This window comes from Streptomyces pinistramenti (assembly GCF_020564935.1).
GTDB classification, from domain to species: Bacteria; Actinomycetota; Actinomycetes; order Streptomycetales; family Streptomycetaceae; genus Streptomyces; species Streptomyces pinistramenti.
Genome location: NZ_JAJCXB010000058.1, coordinates 1 through 13,418 on the forward strand (window position 1 = coordinate 1; position 13,418 = coordinate 13,418).

At 66.9% G+C, this 13,418-nt stretch carries 8 protein-coding genes and 2 pseudogenes; 2 read left to right on the forward strand and 8 right to left on the reverse strand.

All coding sequences use genetic code 11. The features are described from left to right. Positions 1–309: 309 nt before the first annotated feature. The 5 genes from LIU39_RS28640 to LIU39_RS28660 form a co-directional block, all read right to left on the reverse strand. Entirely contained in the window at positions 310–1,314 is a 1,005-nt protein-coding gene (locus LIU39_RS28640) for an MDR family NADP-dependent oxidoreductase (protein WP_227049829.1), read from the reverse strand. A gap of 130 nt (positions 1,315–1,444) precedes the next feature. Next, positions 1,445–3,490, reverse strand: coding sequence for a thioredoxin domain-containing protein (locus LIU39_RS28645; protein WP_227049830.1), 2,046 nt, complete (start codon positions 3,488–3,490; stop codon positions 1,445–1,447). A gap of 77 nt (positions 3,491–3,567) precedes the next feature. Then, a complete protein-coding gene (locus LIU39_RS28650; protein WP_227049831.1) occupies positions 3,568–5,220 on the reverse strand; it encodes a DUF262 domain-containing protein in 1,653 nt (550 codons plus the stop codon). A gap of 17 nt (positions 5,221–5,237) precedes the next feature. Next, positions 5,238–6,275, reverse strand: coding sequence for a hypothetical protein (locus tag LIU39_RS28655; RefSeq protein ID WP_227049832.1), 1,038 nt, complete (start codon positions 6,273–6,275; stop codon positions 5,238–5,240). Then, positions 6,262–7,524, reverse strand: coding sequence for a DUF3696 domain-containing protein (locus LIU39_RS28660; protein WP_227049833.1), 1,263 nt, complete (start codon positions 7,522–7,524; stop codon positions 6,262–6,264). The genes LIU39_RS28655 and LIU39_RS28660 overlap by 14 nt, the downstream gene beginning before the upstream one ends. 483 nt (positions 7,525–8,007) lie before the next feature. Between LIU39_RS28660 and LIU39_RS28665 the strand changes: the two are divergent. Beyond that, positions 8,008–8,469 (forward strand): annotated as a pseudogene (locus LIU39_RS28665) (transposase family protein); the annotation flags it as partial. Positions 8,470–8,561: 92 nt separating this feature from the next. On the opposite strand, the pseudogene LIU39_RS28670 reads toward LIU39_RS28665, so the two are convergent. Next, positions 8,562–8,720, reverse strand: a pseudogene (locus tag LIU39_RS28670) (DUF255 domain-containing protein); the annotation flags it as partial. Positions 8,721–8,932: 212 nt separating this feature from the next. Between LIU39_RS28670 and LIU39_RS28675 the strand changes: the two are divergent. Then, the gene (locus tag LIU39_RS28675; protein ID WP_227049835.1) at positions 8,933–12,217 is read left to right on the forward strand and encodes a tetratricopeptide repeat protein; all 3,285 of its coding nucleotides are present in this window, start codon (positions 8,933–8,935) and stop codon (positions 12,215–12,217) included. A 48-nt stretch (positions 12,218–12,265) separates the two neighbouring features. Here LIU39_RS28675 and LIU39_RS28680 read toward each other — a convergent pair whose 3' ends face one another. Beyond that, positions 12,266–12,526: an RAMP4 family protein gene (locus tag LIU39_RS28680; RefSeq protein WP_227049836.1), complete on the reverse strand. Its 261-nt coding sequence runs from the start codon at positions 12,524–12,526 to the stop codon at positions 12,266–12,268. Positions 12,527–12,530: 4 nt separating this feature from the next. Further along, positions 12,531–13,403 carry a mycothiol conjugate amidase Mca gene (gene mca / locus LIU39_RS28685; protein ID WP_227049837.1) on the reverse strand — a complete coding sequence of 291 codons (873 nt, stop codon included), beginning with the start codon at positions 13,401–13,403 and terminating at the stop codon, positions 12,531–12,533. Between the last annotated feature and the right edge of the window lie 15 nt (positions 13,404–13,418).

The following is a 13,418-nucleotide window of genomic DNA, read 5'->3' on the forward strand; positions in this document are numbered from 1 at the left end:
TCCAGGAGCCGGGCCCGCCGCTCCGGTTCGTGGACGAAGGCCCGTACGTGCGGGTCGACGGCGTCGATCCGGTCGCAGGTGCGGCGCGCCGCGTCCACGGGGTCGTCCGCGCCGGACCGCAGGGCCGCGGTCTCCTGGACGAGCGATCTGTGCCGGAGGAAGCTCTTCACCCGTGCAGGCTACAACCGGCGGCCGCGGACCCGGCTGGTTATCCACAGCCTCCGGCGAGGCTTGCCTGCCGGCTTTTCCACAGGCGTGAGGCGGACGCGTAACCGGCCGGCGCGCCGCCCTCCCTCGGCGCCCGACAGCTCACAACTCCACGATCACCGCGCCCATATGACGTCCCTCGGTCAGCTCGCGCAGCGCGGCCGGGGCCTGCTCGATGCCGTGCAGCCTGGCGTGCGGGAAGGTGAAGGTGCCGTCGCGCAGCCCGGCTCCGAAGCGGGTGTGCCAGTCGGGGATCAGGTCCAGGTGGTCGTAGAGGGCCATGCCGCGCAGGGTGATGCTGCGGGCGAGCAGCGACAGGGTGTCGATCTCGGTGGTGGTCGGCACGCCGGTCGCCATCTGGCTGGACAGCGCGCCGACAATCGCCAGGCGGGCGCCACGGTTGGCGAGCGCGATGGCGGCCTGGAGCTGCTCACCGCCCACGTTGTCGAAGAGCGCGTCGATGCCCTCCGGTGCGGCCCGGCGCAGTTGCTCCTCCACGGGTCCTGCGCCGCGGATCACCACCGCGTCGTAGCCCAGCTCCTTGATGAGCCGGTCGGCCTTCTGCCGCGATCCGGTGCTGCCGATGACCCTCTTGGCGCCCTGCTGCCGGGCGATCTGGCCGGCCAGGGTGCCGACGCCGCCGGCCGCCCCGGTGATGAACACGGTGTCGCCCGGCTTCACTTCCGCGCCGCGGACGATGCCCATCCAGGCGGTGGGGCCCTGCGAGAGGTAGCCGGCCGGGTCGGGCAGCAGCCCGGGGGTGATCCTGCGTACGGCCGAGGCGTCGAGCAGGGCGTATTCGCGCCAGCCGAGGTGGTGTTCGACCTGGTCGCCGGGGGCGAGGTCGGTTCCGGGCGCGGCGACGACCTCGCCGATGGCCGGGCCGTTCAGCGGCTCGCCGATGCCGAACGGCGGCAGCGGCACCGTGCTGGACTCGTCCATGAGGGTGCGCATCACGGCAGCGACCCCCATGAGGGTGTTGCGTACGAGGACCTGCCCCGGGACGGGCTCGGGCACCGGCAACTCGACGATCTCGAACAGCTCGTCGGTGACCGGCCCCTCGGGGCGGCGGGCCAGGCGGACTTCGCGGTAGGTGCGGTTCGTCATGGGGAGAGGCTAAAACTTGACGCGCGCGTCAAGGTCAATCCCGTCCCTGGGCCTAGGACTTGGGTGGGAGGCGCCACCGGAGGAGAGCGTATGGCGGCTCTCCCTCGGTGGCGCCTCTGCCGCTGGCCGCTCAGTTCCTGAGCCGGTCGGCCAGTTCCTCCGGGTCCGTGGTGGGCCGCTCGCAGGTGAAGTGGCGGCACACGTAAGCGGCCGGTTTGCCGTCGACCAGGGGGCGGTCCTTGAGGAGGGGCACCTCACCGGTGTCGTCCGACCCCGGTGCGCCGAGCGCGACGACCGCGCCCGGTGCGGTGCCGAGCAGCGCGGCACGATGCAGCGCTGCGGTGGCCGGGTCGCCCTGCGGCCCGACGACGGCGACCTCGCGCGGCCCGTCCAGCGCGGCCTCGGCGACGGCGAGTCCCCAGCCGATGAACCGGGGCGCCCGGCCGCCCAGCGCCGTCACGATGGCGAGGGCCCGCTCCGCGGCGTCCCGGTGCAGTGCGCTGCCGGTGAGCGCCCCGTAGGAGAGCAGGGCACCGGCGGCCGCCGTCCAGCCGGAGGGGGTGGCGTTGTCGGTCGGGTCCTGCGGGCGGCGGATCAGCGTCTCGGCGTCGGACGCGGTGTCGTAGAGCGTGCCGTCATCGGCGCTGAACTGGACCAGTACGGTGTCCAGGAAGAACCCGGCGAACTCCACCCAGACGCCCTCGCCGGTGACCGAGGCGAGGGTCAGGAAGCCCTCGGCGACGTTCGCGTAGTCCTCCAGGACACCGGAGTTGTTGCCCGGCACGCCGTCCCGGGAGGTGCGGTGCAGCCGGGCCTGCCAGTCCATGTGGACGCGCACCAGGAGGTCGGCGGCATCGGTGGCGGCCTGGATGAGATCGGGGCGGTCGAAGTAGGCGCCGGTCTCGGCGAGTGCGGCGATGGCCAGGCCGTTCCAGGAAGCGACGATCTTGTCGTCCCGCACCGGGCGCGGCCGCTCGGCGCGCGCCGCGAGCAGCCGCTCGGTGACCGAACGCACCCGCTCGGCGTCGACCGGGCCTTCGGTGTCCGGGAGTTGGAGGACCGAGGCGCCCTCTTCGAAGGTGCCCTCGTCGGTGACGCCGAAGTGGGCCGCGGCGAACTCCGCGTCCTCCTTGCCGAGCGCTTCCCGCAGTTGCCCCGGGGTCCACGCGTAGTACGCGCCCTCGACGTGCCGCCCCGTCCCGTCGTCGCTGTCCGCATCCAGGGCGGAAGCGAATCCGCCCTGTCCGGTGCGGAGTTCACGGACCATGAAGTCGGCGGTCCCGAGCGCGATGCGGCGCGCCGACTCGGAACCCGTGGTCCGCCAGAGGTGCGCGTAGGTCCGGCACAGCAGGGCGTTGTCGTAGAGCATCTTCTCGAAGTGCGGCACGGTCCACGTCGTGTCCACCGCGTAGCGCGCGAACCCGCCGCCGAGCTGGTCGTAGATGCCGCCGCGGGCCATCGCCTCGCAGGTCGCCCGGACCATTTCCAGGGCGGCTTCGGAGCCGGTGCGCTCATGGTGGCGGAGCAGGAACTCCAGCACCATGGGCGGCGGGAACTTCGGCGCACCGGCGAATCCGCCGTGCACCGCGTCGAATTCCCGGGTCAGGCCCATCAGCGCGGCATGCAGGTCGTCCGGGCGCGGCGGCCGCTGCTCGGCGGACTCCAGGGCTCCGGCGAGGGAACGGCCCGCGAGGTCGGCGACGATCCGTCCTGCCACCTCGCCGACCTCGTCACGACGGTCGGTCCAGGCGCTCCGTACCCCTTCCAGGATCTGCCCGAAGGACGGCATGCCGTGGCGTGGCGTGGGCGGGAAGTACGTGCCGAAATAGAACGGTTCGGCGTCCGGCGTCAGGAAGACCGTCATCGGCCAGCCGCCCTGCCCGGTGGCCGCCTGTACGGCCTCCATGTAGACGGCGTCGACATCCGGCCGCTCCTCGCGGTCGACCTTCACCGCCACGAAATGCTCGTTGATCAGCGCGGCGGTCGCGGGGTCCTCGAAGCTTTCGTGCGCCATCACGTGACACCAGTGACAAGAGCTGTACCCGACACTGAGCAGCACCGGCACACCGCGCCGCCTCGCCTCTTCGAACGCCTCCGGCGCCCAGGGCCACCAGTCAACCGGGTTCTGCGCGTGTTGAAGCAGATAGGGCGACTGCGAGTTGACCAGGCGATTCATACACGAATCGTGCCACGAGCCTGGCCATGCGGCCAGCATGCTGGGCGACGACGTCTCCCTGGCCCATCTATCGCGAGTCACTCGGTATCAATGTCAGCCTCCCCAAATTCCTGCTCGGACGACTGAATTCCCAGACTCTCAATGAACGCCTTCTCCCGAGACGCTACCTCGTGTTGACGCGCAGCAATGAAGTCGGCATATTCGTCATCTTTGAGATATTCGACCGAGGAGGGACTGACTCCGTGTGAATCCAGGATGTCGGTCGCACCTTCCTCCGCGAGCCTGATGAGCGCCTGCCGGATCGAGATACCTGGCGGCGTCGCCATGACGATGCGGTTGGCCGGACTGGAGGCCCCGGGAACCCCACTCTGGGTGATGATGTGTCGGTAGGTTTCACGATGCGCTGTCGCGAGCTGATCGACCACATTGATGAGCTCGCCATCAAGATTCTTCCGCTCCGGGAAGTTCTGCAGATCCCAGAGGAGATAAGCACGCACACGCGCGCTACGCAGGTCGAATCGCTCAGGAAAGGCGCGGGCCCGCTCTCCCGAGTAGCTAAGCTCTCCCCTTCCCTCCGCGAAGGCTTTCATTTCTTCGATGAACTTACGGACCTGCGTAGTGTTGGCCCCAGCAAAGGTCCCTGCGAGCGAGGTGATCCAGAACCAGTCGCGGAGTTTACTCCGTCGCCCTTCCTCCACCTGACCGGAAAAGTGGAAGAAGACAGCGAGCAACATGATCTGAATGTTGTAAGGAACCAGACGGGCGAGCGGAACATGGGCCTCTACCCTAAGAAAATCAACCACTTCCTGCAGCGTGTGGTCGGTTTTCTCCACCGCACCCAAGAGTTGCCCTTGCACCTTACGTGCCATCATCTCCCAGGACGGGTTTTGCACATCCTCCTCACCGGACAATGCGAGCACAGTCTGGAAGATAGTCATGATCGGGATATCACCGAAACCGGAGGCCGCGATACGCCCCTGAATCTCTTCCATCTTGTCACTCAGCGTTTCTGGTCCAGTGGTTCCGTAGGTCAAAGCAGAGACCATCTGGTCAGGGCGCATCTTCTGGCCACTGCTGTTGATCCTGGAGAAGACTTCCACTGCCTGCTGGAGAGTTCCCCCCTGCATGCGAACGACGGAAACCTTATAGTTCTTCACCCGCTGCGCGATGCGCTCGCTCTCCTCCGTGAGGCGATCAGCCTCACTGCGGGAATAAGTGTCCGAAAGTTGGCGCGCATACTCAAGAAAATCCAGGGTCCGCAAAACAGATCTCATCGGCAGGTAATTATCAGGAACCTTGTCGCCGCTTTTCCAGTGCCGATAGCGCGAACCATCGTGATCCGCGCGGTCGAGTGGCCGGTAGACCCACCACATCCAGTCCTCCTGCCGGGTGGACCTTGGAGCGGCGGCCAGCCGGTGAAGAACACCGAAAAGCGTCGAAAGCCGCTGGTGACCGTCCAGAACATAGGCCACCTTCCCCCCCTCCGGTGCCGACGGGATACCTCGTCCACCAATGGAATCGAGACTCGCAAGCGGCATGGACGGTTCCCAGATGAGCAGGCTGCCCACCGGATAACCACGCTCCATACTGTCAAACAACTGCAACATCTGCTCTGGTCGCCAAAGGAAAGGGCGCTGGAATTTCGGCACCCGCAATTCTCCGGTTGAAATCCATTGCAGCACCTGTTCCAGGAACTGAACTTCTGGAACGACCGAGATATCCTTGATCACCTCAACCTCCGCCATCTTTAGATCACTCTCCGAACCTTGTCCAACATCAACCGCAACTCCTGCGTCGCTCCAAGTTGAAGGCCGTCCAGGTCCTTCTCGCTTATGCCGCCATTCTGCACTTCTTGCAGGAACAACCTTGGCAGATCCGTTCCGAAGCCCTCCTGGAGGGTGATGAGATCTTGCTCATCCACACCATCGTAGAGATCACCGTGATGCGGTGGCACGTGGTAGGTTTTCCCTGCTGTCCCAGCGTGCCGAGACTTCCTCTTCGACTCGGGAACCTTCTTTACCTTGCCCTTAAAGCCGTGCTTCATGTCGAAATGAGCACGCTGCTCGGCAGTGAATCTCTTGAGGGACTCCAATCGTTTAGCCATGTCCGCCTGGGCATCAGATTTTCTCGGCTGTCGGGCCAAAATTCGATTCGGGATATAATTCTCCATCTCTCTGAAACTAAGCACGTGGGAGTTTCCGCCTGCATGTACCACGGCATCGGATTGCTTGTGGTTATTGGTCCGCTCTCCGGGGCGGAAACTATCACTGTCGATTACTAGAACCACCCGCTTGGTTCTAGTGAACTTTGCGGCCTGATCAACAGCATGCCGGGTCGCGCCATCTTTTCCACCCCCGTTGTACACGTCCAGGTGGCCTCGCGACTCTGCATCGATGATGTCTTCACAGCCCAATACGCGCGCCAGCGCTTCGATCATCTGCCAGTCGTAGGTAGCGTTCTCAACCACGAGCACGGCGGACCGCTCTAGGTCACGGACGTCGCCTTCCAAAGTTTCTCTGGTGACCCTGACTACGCTTGCGTTCGTACCACGCGGCGCCCAGGCATGCGCGACGCCGCTCGCCTTCTGCGCGAGTAGAAGATAGACCTGAGCGAGAGTGGGAACATGACGGCGGCAGAAATCACCGACTGCATCCACGTCACGCGGAGAGAGCTCCCATTCATGCCTCGCCTGCCTGAAGAAGGAGATCAGCTTGATTACAAGCTCCGCGTTCTCGTTGCCTTCGTGGTCCCTCAGCAGCTCAACCGGTATCTCAATGCGCATCATCGACCCGATTCGCCTGCGCATCCGCGAGAGCTCGAACTTCCTCAAAGTCTTCCGCGAAGATTCCTGTTGGCCAGTAGTCAATATTGCCGAGCGCGTCTACCTGGATCTGACGCAAGAAAGCAGACCCATCTCCCTGTTCAACAAAATAGATTCTCAGATCCTCTGGCCTCAGCCGCTTCTCCGCTACTCGCCGGCGCAGGCGCAGGAGAAAGTTTTCACTGTGCGTCTCCACCAGGAAGCGAACATTGGATTGCTGCACTGCGTCAGTGTACAGATCGGCAATCGATGCGTGTGCCGACGGGTGAAGATGAAGCTCGGGTTCTTCCACGATTTCCAACACTGGATTGACTGGTGGCTCTACCTTGTCTGAGGCGCGTTGGATCAATATGGGGAGAAACTGGACCACTCCAGTGCCGACGTCATCGATGTGGACGAAAAGGTCAGGGTCGCGCGTCGAATAAAGCCGAGGAACATACATGCCCGCTCCGACGTCCGTGACCTCGATGCGCCACCCGGGCAGCATCCCCGACAAAAGACGGTTGACCTCACTCACCATGCGGCCGCGGCCGCGCATCTCATCTGCTGCTAGCATGCCCAGCGCCTTCTCGCCCTTATATCCGACGCTGCCGAAAGATCTGGTAGGCGCCCTAAAGAACCGATCCGGCTCTCCCCTGAACGGACCGAGATACCGAATCTCGTCGAACTCCTTTCGAATCCGATTGGTTACTCCATCGATTCCACCGATAGAGTCGGACCAATCGGAATCATCAGGCAAAAGGCCACGGAATGAAACTTTCCTCTCTTTTCCGCCGACGCTATACATGCGCTTCTCTGAAGAATAGGCGTCGGGGCCAGGGGTCCAGGAAAATTTCTCACTCGCCGACCCGCAAGAGATCTCCAGTTTGGAGACGAGTTGCGTTCCCCGGTCTGCAATGTTTTGAACTTCGGCGTTGACACCCAAGACTTGACCATGTTCTGCCCTGAACGAGAACCCCGCACGAATGCGCCCATGCGGTGATGATCCGTGGACTAGATCAGTGAATGAGGAGGAGAATCCCTGGGTGGAGTCCAAGTCCAAAGGGTATTTGGAATCTGCACGAATGCCCGTGTACAGGATAGGGAGGGCTCGCACGACCGCGCTCTTGCCAGCGTTATTTCTCCCCAACACCACAGTGATTCTGCCGAGCTCCACCTCCTGCCTGTCTTTGAAACAGCGGTAGTTCTCCAAGAAGAACCGCTCCAAGGGCATGTAGGCTCCCGTCCAGTCTCAGTCTGCCCGGCGAAGCCGCGTCAACGTCAGCCAGCAGCTCCGCAGGCGCACCAGGGTATCTGTGCCAATGCTTCCAGATGACGGGCTCCCAAGACAACGTTTCCCCGCTTCCGCCTCCGGCCCCCGTTCGCCTCGAATGTCCTACTCGTATGTGATGCCGCATGGAGCAACAGCACAGTGCGTTCGACTCGGGCCGAGCGCCTGGTGGCGGTATGTCGTGGACGACGAATCTGTTGTGGAGCGGCTCGGGTCGCGGCAGCTGCTGACACGACGAGCGGCCGGGGCCTGACTGGCTTCTCCCTCGCTGAAGGCCACGTCACGAGTTCACTGGCCAGTGAGCCCTTTCCAACCTGTGCTGGCAGTAGGCCAGTTGGGCTGACAACAGAGTGAAGCCCCTGGTAGATGGGTTTTCGACCAAGAGAACCATCTCCACCAGAGGCTTCACGTGCTTGTTTACCCGTCCGGGACGGCACGCTCCTGCCGATCGGCCGTATCGCCGCGGATCGGCCCTTCTACTCCGGCAATCACGAGAGGCACGGGATGAACGTGCAGGTCCTTACCGATCCCTTCGGCCGACTGCTGTGGGCATCACCAGCCCTGCCGGGCACCATCCATGATGTCCGCGCGGCCCGCGAACACGGCACCGTCGACGCGCTTGCCGACGCCGTCATTCCTTGCTGGGCCGACAAGGGCTACCGAGGCGCCGGCGGCACGGTCCGCACTCCGTACTGGGGGCGCTGGGAGACACTTTCCGCCGGCCAGAAGGCGGTGAACCGGTCCGCGAAGATTCGCGCTCTCGTTGAACAGGCCATGGCCTCACTCAAGCACTGGCGACTCCTGCGCAAGATCCGATGCTCGACCACCTGGATCACCGCCCTCGTCCAGGCCATCCTCACCCTGCATCTGACCAGCCCAGAAGGATGATGGAAAAGCCTCAGTGATGCTGATCCACGTTCCACTGCTCATTGTCTCCGGAGGCAACCCTGACAGAGCTACCTGGCTATCTTCAGCTACTGACACCAGTCACAGGAGCGGTACCCGACGCTGAGCAGCACCGGCGCGTCACGCCGCCGCGCCTCACCGAACGCTTCGGCGGACCACGGCCGCCGGTCGACCGGGTTGTCGGCGTGCTGGAGCAGATACGGGGAAGTCTCATGGGCCAGGCGATTCGGCATGGGCCCGTCCCCTCCCCGCCGGGGACGCGGAACGGAGAACGGGCGGCGCGGGGAGTTATCCACAGCCCTGCCGGATTTCTTGCGGAAGCGGAAGACTGTGCGGACGACGCGATCACGGCCGGACCGGCCGGAGAACGCATCGCGAGGACCGATCGACGCGAGGACCGAACGACCAACGACCGCACGTGCGGGAACTGCTGGAGGGGATGGGCATGCCGGGCTCACTGGCTGCGTGGCGCGATGACCACAGGACGGAGGCGGACGAACTGCTGGCGCGGACCGTCGAGGAAGAGGTGCGCCGCTCCGGCGGCCGGCTCGACGGGGACGCTCTGCTGGGGAGAGCGCGAGCCGCCTGGGACGAACTGACGGGCGCCGCGTCCGAGGAATACGCCGCGTACGTCAGCGCCCTGGACGACGCGGCTGCCGGGCAGCGCCCCCTGGCGGCACGGCTGTCCCGCAAGGAGCTGGGCACCCCGGCGGTCGTGACGGCGGTGGCGGCGCTGGCCGCCTTCGGCGCGGACGTCGCATACGGCACGGGCGCGGGTGCTGCCTTCGGGGCCGGGGCCGCGGTGGTGGTGGCCGGCGCGGTGAGCACGGTCGTGAAGCTGACGGCCGGGCACTGGCCGGCCGCGCACCGTCAGGCGGGGATGCAGGGCCGGCCTGGCGGCTCGGAACAGCTGCGGCTCCAGTGGCTGACGGCGCTGGAGATCCGCGGCATCCGGCCGTTCCTCGACCAGCAGCGGATGCTGACGGCCGCCACGGCCCGGTCCGGTGCCGCCCGGTCCGAGCCCGCCGCGGCGAAGGCGTCCCTGGTGCCGCAGCGGCGCCGCACGGACCGGAGCGCGGCGGCCCGGCAGCGGTCCGTTCTGGAGCATTCCTTCTCCCAACTCCCGCAGTCGGACGCTCCGTTCGCCGGCCGCGGAGCCGAACTGGCGCAGATCACGAACTGGGTGCAGGCGGCCCGCGCGAGCACGGAGACCAGGCCGACGGTGGTGGTGCTGCACGGCGAGGCGGGGTCGGGCCGTACAACGCTCGCCGTGCGGGCCGCGCATCAACTGCGCGATCAGTTCCGCGGTGCCTGCGTGGTGGACCTGCACGGCGACAACCCGGGCGAGGCGCCGCTGCCCACCCGGGACGCGCTGCTGCATCTGCTCAACCGCCTGGGCGCGCCGCGCGAGCAACTGCTGTTCCGGGAACGGGCCTCGAAGGACCAGCAGCTCAAGCGGCTGACCGAGCTGTACCACCAGCACCTGACGGGCCTGCCCGTGGCGGTGCTGCTGGACGACGTGTCGGACCCGGAGCAGGTACGGACCCTGGTGCCGGGCCGCTCCGACAGCCTGGTGCTGATCACCGCACGCGAGCCGCTCCAGCTGCCGTCGGACCTGCAGGCGTGGGTGCATCAACTGCCCGTCGGCGCGCTGGATGCCGCGGGCACCGAGGAGTTGCTGCGCGCGTCGGCGGTGGAGGGCGGCGGCGTCGCGGAGAGCGGACCCTACGACGCGCAGGCGATCGAAGAGATCTCCGGGCTGTGCGCCGGGCTGCCCTTGGCGCTCCGGGTCGCCGGCTCGTCCCTCGGCACGCGCACCCCCGCCTCGCTGGCCGCCGATCTCGCCGGGTACGACCCGATGACGCCGGTCGAGCGGGCCCTGTGGCTGCGCTATTCCGACCAGTCGGACGCGGCCAGGCAGCTGCTGCGGCGGCTGGCCCTGGTGGGCCGGGCGAGCCTGGGGGCGGCGGCCGCGGCCGCGCTGCTGGGTGTCAAGAACCCGGAGGCGGAGCGGCAGTTGGCGACCTTGGCCGCGGCGGGCCTCGTCGAGCACGTCCGCGGAGCGCGCTACCGCCTGCACGGCCTGGTGCACCGCTTCGCCCATGCCCGGCTGATGGACGAGGAGGAGCCGGAAGAGCGCAGCGCCGCCCAGGAGCGGCTGATCCGCGCGTATGCCGAACTGGCCGACTCGGTGATCCGGCTCGTCGACGGCCGTACTTCGACCCGCGCCGACCGCTTCGGTTCGCACGGCTTCACCTCGCTGGACGCGGCCCTCCAGTGGCTGGACGACGAGACCAGCTTCATCACCGCGGCGCTGCGGCACGCCGATCAGGGCGTCGACCAGGCGACGGTCTCCCACCTCCTGGGCGCGCTGGCCGACTACTGCCTGCTGCGCGGCGATCTCTACCGGCTCGGTGAGCTGAGCGAACTGACCCGGGCGGTCGGCCAGGGCCTGCTGGTGCGGTCGGTGCAGTGGCGTACCGGCGTCGCCGCCCGGCAGCTCGGCGAGCTGGACAAGGCGCGCACGACCCTGTCATCGGTGGTCGATCTGTACTTCGAGGCGCAGCATCCGGCGGGCGCCGCCCGTGCGCTGCGCGACCTGGGCATCACCCTCCAGCAGCAGGGCAATCTCACCGAGGCGGCGGCGAAGCTGCGGGAGGCGCTGGACATGCAGGCGGCCCCCGACATGCACGGCGACCGGGCGTGGACGCTGCACGCGCTGGCGGCGGTGGAACGGGACCGTGCGCGGCCGGCGGAGGCGCTCGACCTGCTGCGGGAGTCCCTGGAGCTGCACGAGGAGAGCGAAAGCCTGCACGGCCAGGCGTGGGCGCACTTCCAGCTGGGCCAGGTCCATCTGCGGCTGGGCGACGTGGCACGTGCCGAGGAGGCCCTGCAGTCCGCGCTGGAGCTGTACGGCCGCACGCACGACGAGCGCGGTGCGGCATGGGCGATGACGCAGCTGGCGCGGGCCCGGCTGGCGGACGGCGACACCGGCCCCGGCATCGACCAGCTGCGCCAGGCGCTGCCGCTGCACCGCAGCCACGAGGACGTACGCGGTGAGGCCTGGACGATGTACTACCTCGGCCAGGGCCTGGAGGAGAGCGGGGAGCACGACGCGGCGCTGCGGCAGCTGGAGCGGTCGCGGAACATGTTCAGCCGCATGCAGGACGGCTACGGCCTGGCGTGTGCCCGTCATCATGCGGGCCGGGTGACGCGTGAGCTGCGGGCCCAGCAGACCGGGTCGCTGCGCAACAGCGGCTTCGCCAGGCAATTGCTGCAGGACGCCCGGAAGGACTTCCAGCGGATCGGGGTGCCGCACGGCGAGGCGTGGTCCTGCCTGGAGTTGGTGATCATCGACGCGGGCAACGGCCGGACCGTGCAGGCGCTGGAGCTGGCCGACGAGGCGGCGCGGATATTCGACGGTTACGGCGACCGGCGCGGCGCGGACTGGGCGCGTTTCCTGCGGTGCACGCTGCTGCCGTTCGCGTCGCCCGGCGGTTCGGTGATCGGCACGGCGGTGGCCCAGGAGGAGCTGGCGCAGCTCGTCAGGGACGGGCACGGCGCCCGCGACCCGAAGCTGGCGGACTGCGCGGAGGCGTTCGGGCTGCTGCTGGAGCGCGGGGTGGAGCCGGAAACGGGGTGGCGGGCATGGCGGCTCGGGCTCGTGCCGAACCGCCATGCGCGCGAGGTCATGGGGGTGACCGTCGCGCCGCCTGTCGCCGAGCAGTGACGCGGCGTCCGGGCCGCCGGCGCTCCGCCGCCGGTCCGGACCGCCGGATCAGCTGGTCTTCGGCTTCGCCGTCTGCGCCGCCTTCGGAGCGGCGGGTGTGGTGCTGACCGCCTCGCCGCCCTCGGACGACTCCTCGAAGTCCACCTTCTTCATGTGCCGGTTCATGGACTTCATCAGCAGCCATACGGCGCCGCCGATGACCGCGAAGACGATGAAGCCGAGGACGCCGGGGGTCACTTTGTCCTTGTCGAAACTGTCGGCAAGAGTGACGAAGTGCGTCAGGGCGAGGGTGCTTGTCGCGCTCATCATGGGGTCAATTGTTGCGGATGCCTGCGAAGAGGTCGTCCTCGGGGAGGGAAGTATCGACGAGCGACTTCGCGAGCTCGTATTCCTCCGTCGGCCAGACCTCACGCTGGATGTCCATCGGCACCCGGAACCACCCGCCGTCGGGGTCGATCTGGGTGGCGTGCGCGATCAGCGCCTTGTCGCGGATCTCGAAGAAGTCGGCGCACGGCACGTAGGTGGTCAGGGTGCGCTCGCGCTGCTCGAACTGCTTCCAGCGCTCCAGCCACTCGCCGTACGGCGACTCCATACCGCGCCCGAGCAGCGCCTCGTGCAGCGCCACGGTGCGCGGGCGGTTGAAGCCCTGGTTGTAGTAGAGCTTCTGGGGCTGCCAGGGCTCGCCGGCCTCCGGGTACTTGTCCGGATCGCCCGCCGCTTCGAAGGCCACCATCGTGATCTTGTGGGTCATGATGTGGTCGGGGTGCGGGTAGCCGCCGTTCTCGTCGTAGGTCGTGATGACCTGCGGCTTGAACTCCCGGATCAGCTTCACCAGCGGCTCGGCCGCGGACTCGACGTCCTGGAGGGCGAAGCAGCCGTCGGGCAGCGGCGGCAGCGGGTCGCCCTCGGGCAGCCCGGAGTCGACGAAGCCGAGCCACTCCTGCTTGACGCCCAGGATCTCCCGGGCCTCGTCCATCTCCTTCTTGCGCACCTCGTGGATGTGCTCCTCGATGTACGGGTCGCCCTGGAGTTTGGGGTTGAGGATGGAACCTCGCTCACCGCCTGTGCAGGTGGCGACCAGCACGTCCACCCCCTCGGACACGTACTTGGCCATGGTGGCCGCACCCTTGCTCGACTCGTCGTCGGGGTGGGCGTGGACCGCCATCAATCGCAGCTGCTCAGTCAAGACTCGATCCTCAGT

Coding starts and splice junctions, on each gene's coding strand:
- LIU39_RS28645 (WP_227049830.1), bottom strand. CDS start 3,490: ATGAATCGCCTGGTCAACTCGCAGTCGCCCTATCTGCTTCAACACGCG.
- LIU39_RS28675 (WP_227049835.1), top strand. CDS start 8,933: ATGCCGGGCTCACTGGCTGCGTGGCGCGATGACCACAGGACGGAGGCG.
- LIU39_RS28660 (WP_227049833.1), bottom strand. CDS start 7,524: ATGCCCTTGGAGCGGTTCTTCTTGGAGAACTACCGCTGTTTCAAAGAC.
- LIU39_RS28655 (WP_227049832.1), bottom strand. CDS start 6,275: ATGATGCGCATTGAGATACCGGTTGAGCTGCTGAGGGACCACGAAGGC.
- LIU39_RS28640 (WP_227049829.1), bottom strand. CDS start 1,314: ATGACGAACCGCACCTACCGCGAAGTCCGCCTGGCCCGCCGCCCCGAG.
- LIU39_RS28680 (WP_227049836.1), bottom strand. CDS start 12,526: ATGATGAGCGCGACAAGCACCCTCGCCCTGACGCACTTCGTCACTCTT.